The 12,501-nt window shown below is 70.3% G+C and carries 11 protein-coding genes; 6 read left to right on the top strand and 5 right to left on the bottom strand.

Translation table 11 applies throughout. The features are described 5' to 3' along the window. Positions 1-23: 23 nt before the first annotated feature. Positions 24-722, bottom strand: coding sequence for a hypothetical protein (locus tag KALB_RS47415; RefSeq protein WP_025354054.1), 699 nt, complete (start codon positions 720-722; stop codon positions 24-26). Between the two features lie 151 nt (positions 723-873). Here KALB_RS47415 and KALB_RS02015 point away from each other — a divergent pair, with 151 nt between their 5' ends. The 4 genes from KALB_RS02015 to KALB_RS02000 are packed head-to-tail and all read left to right on the top strand — an operon-like array spanning position 874 to position 3,126. After that, positions 874-1,365: a beta-class carbonic anhydrase gene (locus tag KALB_RS02015; protein ID WP_025354053.1), complete on the top strand. Its 492-nt coding sequence runs from the start codon at positions 874-876 to the stop codon at positions 1,363-1,365. 24 nt (positions 1,366-1,389) lie between these two features. Next, the gene (locus tag KALB_RS02010; protein ID WP_025354052.1) at positions 1,390-2,262 is read left to right on the top strand and encodes an HhH-GPD family protein; all 873 of its coding nucleotides are present in this window, start codon (positions 1,390-1,392) and stop codon (positions 2,260-2,262) included. A gap of 45 nt (positions 2,263-2,307) precedes the next feature. Continuing rightward, a complete protein-coding gene (locus KALB_RS02005) occupies positions 2,308-2,565 on the top strand; it encodes a hypothetical protein (RefSeq protein ID WP_025354051.1) in 258 nt (85 codons plus the stop codon). Between the two features lie 33 nt (positions 2,566-2,598). Next, entirely contained in the window at positions 2,599-3,126 is a 528-nt protein-coding gene (locus KALB_RS02000; RefSeq protein ID WP_025354050.1) for a 2'-5' RNA ligase family protein, read from the top strand. An 82-nt stretch (positions 3,127-3,208) separates the two neighbouring features. Here KALB_RS02000 and KALB_RS01995 read toward each other — a convergent pair whose 3' ends face one another. Continuing rightward, a complete protein-coding gene (locus KALB_RS01995) occupies positions 3,209-3,964 on the bottom strand; it encodes an alpha/beta fold hydrolase (protein ID WP_025354049.1) in 756 nt (251 codons plus the stop codon). A 33-nt stretch (positions 3,965-3,997) separates the two neighbouring features. Between KALB_RS01995 and KALB_RS01990 the strand changes: the two genes are divergently transcribed. Together KALB_RS01990 and KALB_RS01985 are read left to right on the top strand one after the other, a co-directional pair. Next, positions 3,998-5,416: a M1 family metallopeptidase gene (locus KALB_RS01990; RefSeq protein WP_030108454.1), complete on the top strand. Its 1,419-nt coding sequence runs from the start codon at positions 3,998-4,000 to the stop codon at positions 5,414-5,416. Positions 5,417-5,454: 38 nt separating this feature from the next. After that, on the top strand, positions 5,455-6,879 hold the full coding sequence (locus KALB_RS01985) for a M1 family metallopeptidase (protein ID WP_042220113.1): 1,425 nt from the start codon (positions 5,455-5,457) through the stop codon (positions 6,877-6,879). A 378-nt stretch (positions 6,880-7,257) separates the two neighbouring features. Here the strand turns inward: KALB_RS01985 and KALB_RS01980 are convergent, their stop codons facing one another. The 3 genes from KALB_RS01980 to KALB_RS01970 form a co-directional block, all read right to left on the bottom strand. Further along, entirely contained in the window at positions 7,258-8,364 is a 1,107-nt protein-coding gene (locus tag KALB_RS01980; protein WP_148309322.1) for a WD40/YVTN/BNR-like repeat-containing protein, read from the bottom strand. A 78-nt stretch (positions 8,365-8,442) separates the two neighbouring features. Further along, positions 8,443-9,429: an endonuclease/exonuclease/phosphatase family protein gene (locus KALB_RS01975; protein WP_025354045.1), complete on the bottom strand. Its 987-nt coding sequence runs from the start codon at positions 9,427-9,429 to the stop codon at positions 8,443-8,445. Between the two features lie 359 nt (positions 9,430-9,788). Then, positions 9,789-12,329, bottom strand: a complete 2,541-nt coding sequence (locus KALB_RS01970) for an ATP-dependent Clp protease ATP-binding subunit (protein WP_025354044.1) — start codon at positions 12,327-12,329, stop codon at positions 9,789-9,791. Between the last annotated feature and the right edge of the window lie 172 nt (positions 12,330-12,501).

Below are 12,501 nucleotides of genomic sequence, written 5' to 3'. Positions count from 1 at the left end.
CAGCCACGACACAATCGGGGGAATCAGGTGAGTTTGAACGGCGTGGGTTCACTGGTCAGCTTACCGAGCTTGCCGACCACCACGTAATCACCGGCAGGCACCCGCGCACCGCTGGGCGCACATTGTGGTGCCGAGGTGAGTCCGGCCCAGGCAATGCTGTAGGTGGCCTGCTCCCCCGGTTGCAGCAGCCGCGACTCGGGCGGTGGCTCGTAGTAGCAGTCGGCGCTGGACCACAGCCGCGTCTTGTTGTCCCCGGTGAGCACCACCAGCTCGCGCAGCTTGCGGCTGAGGTCCCGGTTGCAGGCGAGCTTGCCGCTGTTGGTGATCACCAGCGTGAGCAGCGGGGCCTGGCCGACCCGGTAGCTGGGCTGGGCCACCCGCGCGCTGACCGCGACGGACTCGTCCGGGCACGGGCCGGGCGGCGGCGGGCTGGTCGTGGTCGGCGGGGCGCTGCTGGTGGTCGTCGGCGCCGGGGACGGGGAGGGCGAGGCCGAGGAGGACCCGCCCGCGGGCACGATCGTGCCGCTGGTGGGCGGTGAGGAGGAGCTGGTCGAGGCGGGGCGCTGGTCGGCGACCGCGCGCGGGTCGGCGGGGCTGCCCCCGCTGACCCAGGTGGACACCCCGATCGCGAGCAACACGACCAGCAGCACCGAGCTGCCGAGCGCGATCGCACGGCGGCGGCGGTAGACCGAAGCCGGGAGCGGACCGGTTGGCTCGACCATGCGCCGACCGTAACGCCGGGGTGGCATCCGGCGACGGAGGGCGACGGTCACCCGATCCGGTTGTGTCGCTGCTCAACAACCCCTTTTCACAGCGGCTGCGAACAGGTGAAATCAAGGTGCCCACTGCTGACCTGGGGCCAGAGAGGTGGACATGACCGCAATCGATGAACTGCTCGCGCGCAACACCCAACTCGTCGACCGCACCGCGGGCGACCGGTCCACGGCGGTGCCTTCGCTGCACATCGCCGTGCTGACCTGCATGGACGCCCGGATCCGCGTGTTCGAACTGTTCGGCCTGAAGCAGGGCGAGGCGCACGTGCTGCGCAACGCGGGCGGGGTGGTCACCGACGACGTGATCCGCTCGCTCGCGCTGAGCCAGCGCGCACTGGGCACCCGCGAGGTGCTGCTGGTGCACCACACCCAGTGCGGCCTGTCGATGACCACCGAGGACTCGTTCAAGGACGAGCTGGAGTCGGACACCGGACTGCGGCCGACCTGGTCGGTCGAGGCGTTCCGCGAGGTCAAGGACAGCGTGCGGACCTCGATGAACCGGCTGCGGCACAGCGTGTTCCTGCCGCACAAGGACAACATCCGCGGCTTCGTCTACGACGTGCACACCGGTGCCCTGCACGAGGTGGTCTGAACCCGGCTGGGACAATCGGCGGCGATGCCTGCCGCCGACGTGTTACTGAGCTGGTTCGACCGCACCGCCCGCGACCTGCCGTGGCGGGATCCCGACTGCTCCGGCTGGGGTGTGCTGGTCAGCGAGATCATGCTCCAGCAGACCCCGGTCTCCCGCGTGGAGCCGATCTGGCGGGAGTGGCTGGCCCGCTGGCCGGTGCCCTCCGCGCTGGCCGCTTCCAGCCAGGGCGAGGTCGTCCGGGCCTGGGGCAAGCTCGGCTACCCGAGGCGCGCGCTGCGGCTGCACGAGGCCGCGGGCGTGATCGCCGCCGAGCACGGGGACGTGGTGCCCGCCGACATCGACACCCTGCTCGGCCTGCCCGGCATCGGCGCGTACACGGCCCGTGCCGTGGCCGCCTTCGCCTACGGCCAGCGCTGCCCGGTGGTCGACACCAACGTGCGCCGGGTCGTGGCCAGGGCCGTGCACGGCGCCGGTGACGCCGGGCCGCCCGCCACCACGCGGGACATGGCCGATGTCGCCAAGCTGCTGCCCGAGCAGGACGCGGTCGCCGCCAAGTACTCCGCAGCGCTGATGGAGCTGGGCGCGCTGGTCTGCACCGCGCGCAACCCGCAGTGCGCCGACTGCCCCGTGTACGACACCTGCGCCTGGCAACTGGCCGGGCGGCCCGCCTACACCGGACCGGTCAAGGCGGTGCAGAAGTTCGCCGGTACCGACCGCCAGGTGCGCGGCCGGCTGCTGGACGTGCTGCGCGGCGCCACCGGCCCCGTCACCCGCGGCCAGCTCGACGCCGCCTGGTCGGAGGCGGGTCAACGGGACCGCTGCCTGGACTCGCTGCTGGTGGACGGGCTCGTCGAGCAGACCGACAGCGGGCTGTTCGCCCTACCGGGTGAGCACTGACGCCTCGCGGTGCCGCCCCGGCGGGTACCCCGCACCCTGGTGGGCATGGCGACCTGCGATGTCTGCGGCAACGACTACTGGATGGCCTTCGAGATCCGGACCGTCACCGGCGAGAGCCACTGGTTCGACTCCTTCGAGTGCGCGATGGAGAAGCTCGCGCCCCGCTGCGAGCGGTGCAACTGCCGGATCGTCGGCCACGGGGTCGAGGTGGAGGGCATGTTCTACTGCTGCGCCCACTGCGCGCGGCAGGTGACCGAGCTGGGCAACCAGATCCGCGACGCGGTCGGGGCCCTGCCCGGTTAACACTGCCCGGCTGACCCTGCACAATGCGGGGTCATGGCGCAGGCCCTCCAGTTCTTCTTCGACGGCGAGGCGGACACCGCCGTGCGCTCCCTGTGGCAGCGGCTGGACCGGGCCGGTGTGCCCAGTCTGGCCACCCGCGGCCACCGGCGGCACCGCCCGCAGGTCACCTTCGCCCTCGGCAGCGCCTTCACCCGGCAGACCCGCGCCGAGCTCACCAGCGAACTGGGCCTGCTCGTCCTGCCCTCGGTGTGGCTGCACACCCTCGGCACCTTCCCCACCACCGACAACGGGCTCGTGCTCAGCGCCGTGGTGGACACCGAGCTGCTCGCCGTGCACTCCGCCGTGCACGACGTGCTCGCCAAGAAGGTCAAGCACCCCTCCGCGTACTACATGCCCGGTTCCTGGGTGCCGCACTGCCTGCTCGCCCAGGAGCTCGACACGCCCGCGCTGGCCGCCGGGTTCGCCGCCCTGCACCCGGTGGAACCGATCCGCGCCCGGCTCACCGAGGTCGGCATCACCGACACGGCCACCGGCGAGGTGGACGTGCTGGTGACCCGGTGAGTGCCCAGCGGTGCCGTGAAAGTGGCTTTCACTGCGTCCAGCGCAGTGAAAGCCACTTTCACGGCGGCAAGTCGCCCGCGGCTCAGTCCAGCACCGAGGACAGGAAGGCCTCCACGGCGCCGCGGTAGACCTGCGGGGCGTCCACGTGCACGAGGTGGCCCGCGCCGGGCACGAGCAAGTGCTGGGCCCCGTGCACGCGGCGGGCGATCTCGGCCTGCTGCCCGGCGGGCATGGCGGTGTGCTCGGCCTCGATCACCAGCAGCGGGCAGCGGATGCGTTCCACGAGCGGCCAGTAGTCGCGCTCGCCCCACTGCTCGGCGATGCCGTACAGGTCCGCCAGGTCGGCGATCAGGTGGTAGCCGTCGGCCCGCTCCTCCACGCACTCGACGAAGTAGTCGCCGACCGGCCCGAAGAACTGGCGGACGTGGGCGAGGGACTGGAAGGGCACGGGCCAGGTGGCGAAGTGGTCCCGCCACGGCGCTGCGGTGCGGCCACGCTGATCAGGGGCGATGTCCTCGACCACGACCGCGCGGACCAGCTCCGGTCGGGTGGCGGCGAGCACCATGGCGTGCAGCCCGCCCATGGAGTGGCCGATCACCACGGCGGGTCCCAGCCCGGCGCGCTCGATCGCCTCGGCGGCGTCGGCAGCGAAGTCCTCGGTCTGCCAGCCGCCACCGCGGTGCGGGCTGCGGCCGTGCCCACGTGCGTCGAGACCGGCGACACGCCCGTACGCGGTGAGCCAGCGGGACACCGGCCACCACGTCGTCGCACGGCCCATCAGCCCGTGCAGCAACAGGATTCCCGGCCCGCTGCCGCCGAACTCCACGAGGTCAAACACGCACCACTCATATCACCTGGTAAACCAGGCCGCATGCAGGTTCAACGGGTGGTGGCGGCGCTGGCGGCCCTGGTCGTGTTGTCCGGGTGCGGTCAGCCCCCGGAGTCCAGACCGCCGAGAACGGTCGGCGCGGCGGGCACGGCGAGCAGCGGGGACCCGTACTACCCGGACAGCGGCAACAGCGGCTACCTGGCCACCAAGTACGAGGTGTCGATCAGCTACGACCCGGCCTCGCGCCACCTGGACGGCGACACCGTGGTCACCGCGAAGGCCGTGCAGAACCTGAGCGAGCTGAGCCTGGACCTGGACGGCCTGGACGTGCGCTCGGTGCTGCTGGACGGCAGGAAGGCCGAGTTCGGCCGTTCCGGCGGGCACAAGCTGGTGGTCAAGCCCGCCGAGGCGGTCGCGGAGAACACGACCTTCACGGTGCAGGTCCGCTACGAGGGCACGCCCGCCCCGGTGACCACCGGCAGGAACGTGGAGGGTTGGCAGGTCTCGGCCACCGGCGGGGCGTTCGCGGCGGGCGAGCCGCATTCGGCCTCGACCTGGTTCCCGGTCAACGACACGCCCGCCAACAAGGCGCCGTTCCACCTCGCGGCACGGGTCCCGGACGGCTGGAGCGCGATCTCGGTGGGCCGTGAGGGCAGGACGGAGAGCAAGGACGGCTGGACCACCTACCGCTGGGACGAGGCCACGCCGATCGCGCCGTACCTGACCACCGTGGCCATCGACAAATGGGCGGTCGAGCGCGGGCAACTGGCCGACGGCACACCGGTGGTCAGCGCCTTCGCCCCCGGTGCGGAGGACAAGAAGCCGCTGGCCGCACGGCTGCCGGAGATCCTGGACTTCCTGGCGTCCAAGTTCGGCAAGTACCCGCAGGACGCGGCGGGCGGCATCTTCCTCGCCGACGCGCTGTCCTTCTCGCTGGAGACGCAGACCAGGCCCACCTACGCCAAGTGGACCGACCTCACCACCACCGTGCACGAGAACGCGCACCAGTGGTGGGGCGACTCGGTGTCGGTGGACAAGTGGAAGGACGTCTGCCTCAACGAGTGCTTCGCCAGCTACGCGCAATGGCTCTGGGACGAGGCCAAACAGGGCGTCAACCTGGACCAGCGTTACCGGGACACGGTGCGCAAGCACAGCGGTGACACCAAATTCTGGGGCGGCAAGCTGTACGACATGGGCGCTGGCAACGAGTTCGGCGCGGTCTACGACAAGGGCCCCATGGCGCTGCACGCCCTGCGCAGGCTGATCGGCGAGGACGCGTTCAACGCCGTGCTGAAGGGCTGGCCCGCGCTGCACCGCGAGGGCAACGCCTCCTGGACCCAGTTCGAGGACTATGCCACCAAGACCAGTGGCAGGGACCTGACCGGCTTCTTCGGCGCGTGGTTCCGGGGCACGGTTGTACCGCCGGAGCAGTACCTGCTGCCGGGTTCCCTCCGTTCGTAGCTTGTCGGGCGATGTCGTGCATCGGTAGCAACGTGAGCATGAATCAATGGAGTCGGTCCCTGCTCACGGCCGTGGCCGTGACGACAACCGTCCTGCTCACCGGCGGGGTCGCCGCGGCCAGCCCGCCCAGTGCGGGTACGCCGGGTGCACCTGGTGCGGGTGACCCGTACTACCCGACCGACGGCAACGGCGGCTACGAGGTCAGCGACTACCACGTCTCGATCAGCTATGACCCGGTGAGCCACCACCTGGACGGCGACACCGTGGTCACCGCCGCGGCCACCCAGGACCTGAGCAGCTTCAACCTGGACCTCAACGGGCTCACCGTGCGCTCGGTGACCGTCAACGGCGCACCGGCCGCCTTCACCAGGACCGGCGACCACGAGTTGGTGATCACGCCCAAGCGCATGCTGCGCGAGGGCGCCGAGATCCGCACCGAGGTCCGCTACGACGGGACGCCCGCGCCGATCAAGGATCCCCGGCTGGGCAACAACGGCTGGCAGTTCTCCAGCACCGGTGGCGCCTTCGCCGCTGGCGAGCCGCATTCCGCCTCCACCTGGTACCCGGTGAACGACACGCCGACCAACAAGGCCAGCTTCCACTTGTCCGCCCGGGTGCCCGACGGCTGGAGCGTGATCTCCAACGGGCTGGAGCGCGGGTCGAGCAGCAAGGACGGCTGGACCACCTTCCGCTGGGCGGAGCCGAACCCGATCGCCTCGTACCTGACCACGGTGGCCATCGACAAGTGGACCTTCGAGCGGTCGAAGCTGGCCGACGGCACCCCGCTGGTCAACGCCTACGCACCCGGCGCGGAGAACAAGAAGGAGATCGAGGCGCGGCTGCCGGAGATCCTGGACTTCCTGTCCTCGAAGTTCGGCAGGTACCCGCAGGTGGCCGCGGGCGGCATCTTCCTGGCCGACCACATCGGCTTCTCACTGGAGACCCAGACCAGGCCCACCTACGCGCAGTGGACCGATCTCGACACGATCGTGCACGAGAACGCGCACCAGTGGTGGGGCGACTCGGTGTCGGTGGACAAGTGGAAGGACGTCTGCCTCAACGAGTGCTTCGCCAGCTACGCCACCTGGCTGTGGGACGAGGCCAAGAACAAGGTCAACCTGGACGACCAGTACCGCGAGCGGGTGGCCTCGCTGCGCAACTCCCCGTCGTTCTGGGCGGGCAAGCTCTACGACATGGGGCCTGGCAACGAGTTCACCTCGGTGTACTCGAAGGGCCCGATGGCGCTGCACGCCCTGCGCAGGCAGATCGGTGAGCGCGCGTTCGACACCGTGCTCAAGCGCTGGCAGGTGCAGCACCGCGAGGAGAACGGCTCCTGGACCCAGTTCGAGCAGTTGGTGCAGCGGGTGTCCGGGCAGGACCTGCGCGGCTTCTTCGACGCCTGGTTCCACGGCGCGACGATCCCCGCCGACAGGTACCTGTTCCCCGGGGCGTTGCACGCCTGATCCGGTGAGCGCGGGCGGCCCACCCCTGCGGGGCCGCCCGCACGGCCCCCAGCATGCGCTCGTCCTTGCGCGGCAACCATGTCACGCAGGTGCGACCTTGCCGCGTGCCGGGGCAGCGGTCAGGATTTCCGGCAAACCGTTCTGCCCACAGGCATTCCGGGGTCGGGACCTGGAGCAGTGACGAGCGCATTCCTGGGGGACCAACAGCAGGCACCGCGGCCAAGCGGCTGATCGACGCGACGCGGGCGGACACCGCGGCCCGCCTGGACACGGCCCAGCCAGGTGTTCAAGGACGCGGTGAACCCCATGTGGGACCTCTGCAGGAGCTGACGGTCGACCGGTGGCCGCCCCGGGGTGCGGGACGGCCACCGCCACCGATCAGCGCGACCAGAGGTCGTGGTTGCCCGCGAGCAGGATCCGGCCGTCGGAGAGCCGGGTCGCGGCCAGCGGCACATCGGTGCAGCCGAGGTCGGCGGCGACCCAGCCGCCCGCGCCGTCGCCGGTCCACGCCGTGCCACAGGAGCCGGAACTTCCTGCCACCACGGGGTTTCCGGCTGAATCCGTGGTCAGGGCCGAGAGCTGGGCGGTGCCGAACGCGCTGGCGTCGGCGGCGGCCCACCGGGTGCCGTCGGTGCTGGTGAGCACGGCGGGCGCGCTGCCGGTGCCGATGGCGAGCCAGCCCGCTGCGGTCCTGGCCACCGCGACCACCCTGGACACCGTGACCGTTTCGTCCATTGTGGACTGTTGCCAGGACTGGCCGGAATCCGTCGAGTACCAGAACACCCCGGTGCTGCCCGCGGCGACGATCGTGGTGCCGTCGACGGCGAGCCCGGTGATCGAGGCGGCCGCGGTGTCGGTGGGCAGCGCGACCTGGGTCAGGGTCGTGCCGTTGTCGGTGGAGGTCCACACCGCGGAATGCTGCGTGCCGCTCACCGAGCGGTCACCGGCGATCACCAGCGTCTGCCCGGCGCGGACCACGGCGTTGAAGTCCTCGTGCTGACCGTCCGGCGCGGGGAAGGTGGTCGGCGGGCTCACGACTGCGTTGGCGGACCTGCGGTCCAGGAAGCCCTCGGTGAAGTACCCGTCCCCGGTCAGCCGGTGCGAGCCGACGCCGAGCACGGAGCCATCCTCGAGCACGACCCCGTCCCTGAGGGTGAAGTAGTCGGGGTGCGAGCCGTTGTCGTTGGTGGGCACGGGCGGCTTGGGCGAGAGCGCGAGGCTCGTACAGTCCGGCCCGCCTGCCCAGTAGACCGGGACGGTCCGGTAGCCGTTGTCGTAACCGCCGAGGGCGTCGGCACAGGTGCCGACCGGGATCAGCCGCCGCAGACCCGCGGTGGACGGGATCCAGTTCGTGACCGAAGCGGTCGCCACGGCACCCGGGTGGGCGGTGAACCCGGGGTCCGCGAACGCCTCGGTCTGCGCCGCGACCAGACCGGCCGCGGCGAGCAGCGCCACGAGGGCGCCGCGCACGTGAGTTCTCTTCACGCCCTGAGCGTGCAGGAGAAAACCCTTGTCCGCACTGGGTTTTCCGCAACTCGTGGCCCCTTGAACAGGGCAAATGCCCTAACTGATGACAGCGGCGACGAACTGGCTCAGCACCGCCCTGTGGTCCGTGCCCGGCACCGTGAACGCCTCGAAGGTGTCCACCGGGCAGCGCTTGTCCACCAGCACGTGGTCCAGCGGCAGCAGGGCGGGCGGCCACTGCCGGTTGGCGGGCCAGGTCGGCACGAGCCCGGCGCCCGCCTGGGTCGCGGCGTCCACGTAGTTGCCGGACAGCAGGCGGCGCAGGCCCGCGTGGTCGAGGGTGGCGTTGAAGTCACCGGCCAGCACCCTGGCCACGCCCGACCCGGTGTCGGGCAGCCCGGCCAGTTCACGCTTCCAGGTGTCGGCACTGGGGTTGTCGGTGGGCGGCAGGGTGTGCACGGCCAGCACCTCGACCTTGCGCCCCTGCGGCAGCGACACCGTGGCCGACACCTGCGGGAACGTCGCGGGCAGCGCGGGCGACCCGGCCTCCAGCGGGTAGCGGGAGGCGATGCCCGAGCCCCGCGGGCCGTCCTCGGGCTGGAACGTGCGGTTGGGCAGCTCATCTGCCAGCCCGGCCGCGTCCAGTGCCGTGGCGGCCTGCGGGGTCAGCTCCTGCAAGCTCAGCACGTCGACCTTGTGGTCACGCACCAGGCGCACCACCGACTCGGCATCGGCGCTGCCCTGTGACAGGTCCAGGCTGAGCACCCGCACCGTGGGCCCCACACCCATCGGCCGGGCCGCGGAGAAGGCACGGGGCAGCACCGCGGCGCCCAGGCAGGCCGTGAACGCGAGCAGCACCGCCATCAGCGCCCAGCGGCGCAGCAGCAGGGCGAGCAGGACGAGCAGTGCGCCGCCCGCGGCCACGTACGGCGTGCCCGCGAGCACCACGGTCAGGTAGTAGTCCCCGTCGATGCCCAGCAGCCGGATGCCCACCACGGCGATGACCACGGCGGCGGCCAGCACGAGCAGGAAGGTCATCAGACCGCTGCGGCTGCGCGGCTGGTCGTACTGCGAAGCGGCCCCCATGAGATCCATTGAACACGGTCGCGGGGTGCTCGGGTCGCCCGCTGGACTCGCACACCGCGACTCCCGCTCTCCAGCACGCGAGTCCCGCTTTCCAGCACGCGAGTCCCGCTCTGGTGCTGCTCGGGTTCGCCCGCTGGAAAGACGCGGGCTCTCCCCGAGCGGGCTTGGGCGTTCGCTGGGGACGGCTCTGCCCGCTTCGCTCTTGGCGATCCTCCGGATCGCGGCGTCTTCGCTCTGATCCGGTCTCTTCCCTTGTCCCACGATGATCACTGGAAAGAAGTGATCATCGTGGGCCCGCGGTCCAGAGACGCGGGAAGGGCGGCTCCCGTGATCGGGAACCGCCCTTCCGTCCAGTCAACTCAGGCCGACTGCTCGCCCTCGCCCTCGATCGGGGCGGCCAGGTCCACCGGGGGCGCGTCGGGCACCCGCTGCGGCTTGGCCTCGCCGCGGAACACGAAGTGGGCCCTGTCGTCCGAGCCCTCCCCGTCCCAGCCCTCGACGTCGGTGATCACGATCTGGCCGGGCTGCAGCTCCCCGAACAGGATCTTCTCCGACAGCTGGTCCTCGATCTCGCGCTGGATCGTCCTGCGCAGCGGCCGGGCGCCCAGCACCGGGTCGAACCCGCGCCTGGCCAGCAGCTGCTTGGCCAGCGGGGTGAGCTCCAGCGCCATGTCCTTGTTCTTCAGCTGCGTCTCGACGCGGGCGATCATCAGATCCACCATCTGGATGATCTCGTCCTGGGTGAGCTGGTGGAAGACGATGATGTCGTCGATGCGGTTGAGGAACTCGGGACGGAAGTGCTTCTTGAGCTCGTCGTTGACCTTCTGCTTCATGCGCTCGTAGTTCGAGCCCTGCTCCCCGCCACCGGCGAAGCCCAGGCCGACCGCCTTGGAGATGTCCTGCGTGCCCAGGTTGGAGGTAAAGATGATCACGGTGTTCTTGAAGTCCACCGTGCGGCCCTGACCGTCGGTCAGGCGGCCGTCCTCCAGCACCTGGAGCAGCGTGTTGTACACCTCCTGGTGCGCCTTCTCGATCTCGTCGAAGAGCACCACGGAGAACGGCTTGCGACGCACCTTCTCGGTGAGCTGGCCGCCCTCCTCGTAGCCCACGTAGCCGGGAGGGGCACCGAACAGCCGCGAGGCGGTGTAGCGGTCGTGGAACTCACCCATGTCGATCTGGATGAGCGCGTCGTCCTCGCCGAACAGGAAGTTCGCCAGTGCCTTGGACAGCTCGGTCTTACCGACACCGGAGGGACCGGCGAAGATGAACGAGCCGGAGGGGCGCTTGGGGTCCTTCAGACCGGCACGGGTGCGGCGGATGGCCTTGGAGACGGCCTTGACGGCCTCGACCTGCCCGATGATCCGCTTGTGGACCTCGTCCTCCATGCGGAGCAGGCGGGTGGTCTCCTCCTCGGTGAGCTTGAACACCGGGATGCCGGTCCAGTTGGCCAGCACCTCCGCGATCTGCTCCTCGTCGACCTCGGCGACCACGTCCAGGTCGCCGTCCTTCCACTGCTTCTCCCGCTCGGCCTTCTGGGCCAGCAGCTGCTTCTCCTGGTCGCGCAGCTTGGCGGCCCGCTCGAAGTCCTGCGCGTCTATCGCGGACTCCTTGTCCCGGCGCACGTCGGCGATCTTCTCGTCGAACTCGCGCAGGTCCGGCGGCGCGGTCATCCTGCGGATGCGCATCCGGGCACCGGCCTCGTCGATCAGGTCGATCGCCTTGTCCGGCAGGAAGCGGTCGTTGATGTACCGGTCGGCCAGGGTGGCCGCCTGCACCAGCGCACCGTCGGTGATCGAGACGCGGTGGTGCGCCTCGTACCGGTCGCGCAGACCCTTGAGGATCTCGATGGTGTGCTCCAGCGAGGGCTCACCGACCTGGATCGGCTGGAAGCGGCGCTCCAGCGCGGGGTCCTTCTCGACGTGCTTGCGGTACTCGTCGAGGGTGGTGGCACCGATGGTCTGCAGCTCACCCCGGGCCAGCATGGGCTTGAGGATGCTGGCGGCGTCGATGGCGCCCTCGGCGGCACCGGCCCCGACCAGGGTGTGGATCTCGTCGATGAACAGGATGATGTCGCCGCGGGTGCGGATCTCCTTGAGCACCTTCTTCAGGCGCTCCTCGAAGTCACCGCGGTACCGCGAGCCAGCGACCAGCGAGCCCAGGTCAAGCGTGTAGAGCTGCTTGTCCTTGAGCGTCTCGGGCACCTCACCCTTGACGACCATCTGGGCCAGGCCCTCGACGACGGCGGTCTTGCCGACGCCGGGCTCGCCGATGAGCACCGGGTTGTTCTTGGTGCGCCGCGACAGCACCTGCATGACCCGCTCGATCTCCTTGGCCCGGCCGATGACCGGGTCGAGCTTGCCCTCGCGGGCACTGGCCGTGAGGTTGCGACCGAACTGGTCGAGCACCAGCGAGGACGAGGGGGTGCCCTCGCCGCGGCCACCGGTCTCAGCGGGCTCCTTGCCCTGGTACCCGGAGAGCAGCTGGAGAACCTGCTGGCGGACCCGGTTGAGGTCGGCCCCCAGCTTCACCAGGACCTGGGCCGCGACGCCCTCGCCCTCGCGGATCAGCCCGAGCAGGATGTGCTCGGTGCCGATGTAGTTGTGGCCGAGCTGGAGCGCCTCGCGGAGCGAGAGCTCCAGCACCTTCTTGGCACGCGGGGTGAACGGGATGTGCCCGCTCGGTGCCTGCTGGCCCTGACCGATGATCTCTTCGACCTGCTGGCGCACGCCCTCCAGGGCGATGCCCAGCGACTCAAGCGCCTTGGCGGCGACACCCTCACCCTCGTGGATCAACCCCAGGAGGATGTGCTCGGTGCCGATGTAGTTGTGGTTGAGCATCCTGGCCTCTTCCTGGGCCAGGACGACCACCCGCCTCGCGCGGTCGGTGAACCTCTCGAACATATGCACTCCCTGACAGCTGCGCCGGCGGTCCTCCACCCACCTTGTAGTGCACCTCGGTGGGGTCAGCACCTCACTGACCACTGTAGTGGGCGGACCTGTAGCGCTCAGTGCCGCTTGCAGCTGGAGACCCTGCGGGTGTCCTGACACACGACACAACGTGAGTTCTGCCAGG

Origin of the sequence: Kutzneria viridogrisea DSM 43870 (assembly GCF_000525635.1) — a bacterium.
In the GTDB taxonomy this organism is placed as follows: domain Bacteria; phylum Actinomycetota; class Actinomycetes; order Mycobacteriales; family Pseudonocardiaceae; genus Kutzneria; species Kutzneria viridogrisea.
This window is presented reverse-complemented; position numbering and strand designations above follow the sequence as displayed.

What these genes read in the sequence shown, in the direction of transcription:
- KALB_RS02000 (WP_025354050.1), top strand. Translation starts at nt 2,599, where the DNA reads ATGGCGCAGGCCCTCCAGTTCTTCTTCGACGGCGAGGCGGACACCGCC.
- KALB_RS01975 (WP_025354045.1), bottom strand. Translation starts at nt 9,429, where the DNA reads ATGGGGGCCGCTTCGCAGTACGACCAGCCGCGCAGCCGCAGCGGTCTG.
- KALB_RS02010 (WP_025354052.1), top strand. Translation starts at nt 1,390, where the DNA reads ATGCCTGCCGCCGACGTGTTACTGAGCTGGTTCGACCGCACCGCCCGC.
- KALB_RS01985 (WP_042220113.1), top strand. Translation starts at nt 5,455, where the DNA reads ATGAATCAATGGAGTCGGTCCCTGCTCACGGCCGTGGCCGTGACGACA.
- KALB_RS01990 (WP_030108454.1), top strand. Translation starts at nt 3,998, where the DNA reads ATGCAGGTTCAACGGGTGGTGGCGGCGCTGGCGGCCCTGGTCGTGTTG.
- KALB_RS02005 (WP_025354051.1), top strand. Translation starts at nt 2,308, where the DNA reads ATGGCGACCTGCGATGTCTGCGGCAACGACTACTGGATGGCCTTCGAG.
- KALB_RS47415 (WP_025354054.1), bottom strand. Translation starts at nt 722, where the DNA reads ATGGTCGAGCCAACCGGTCCGCTCCCGGCTTCGGTCTACCGCCGCCGC.
- KALB_RS02015 (WP_025354053.1), top strand. Translation starts at nt 874, where the DNA reads ATGACCGCAATCGATGAACTGCTCGCGCGCAACACCCAACTCGTCGAC.
- KALB_RS01970 (WP_025354044.1), bottom strand. Translation starts at nt 12,329, where the DNA reads ATGTTCGAGAGGTTCACCGACCGCGCGAGGCGGGTGGTCGTCCTGGCC.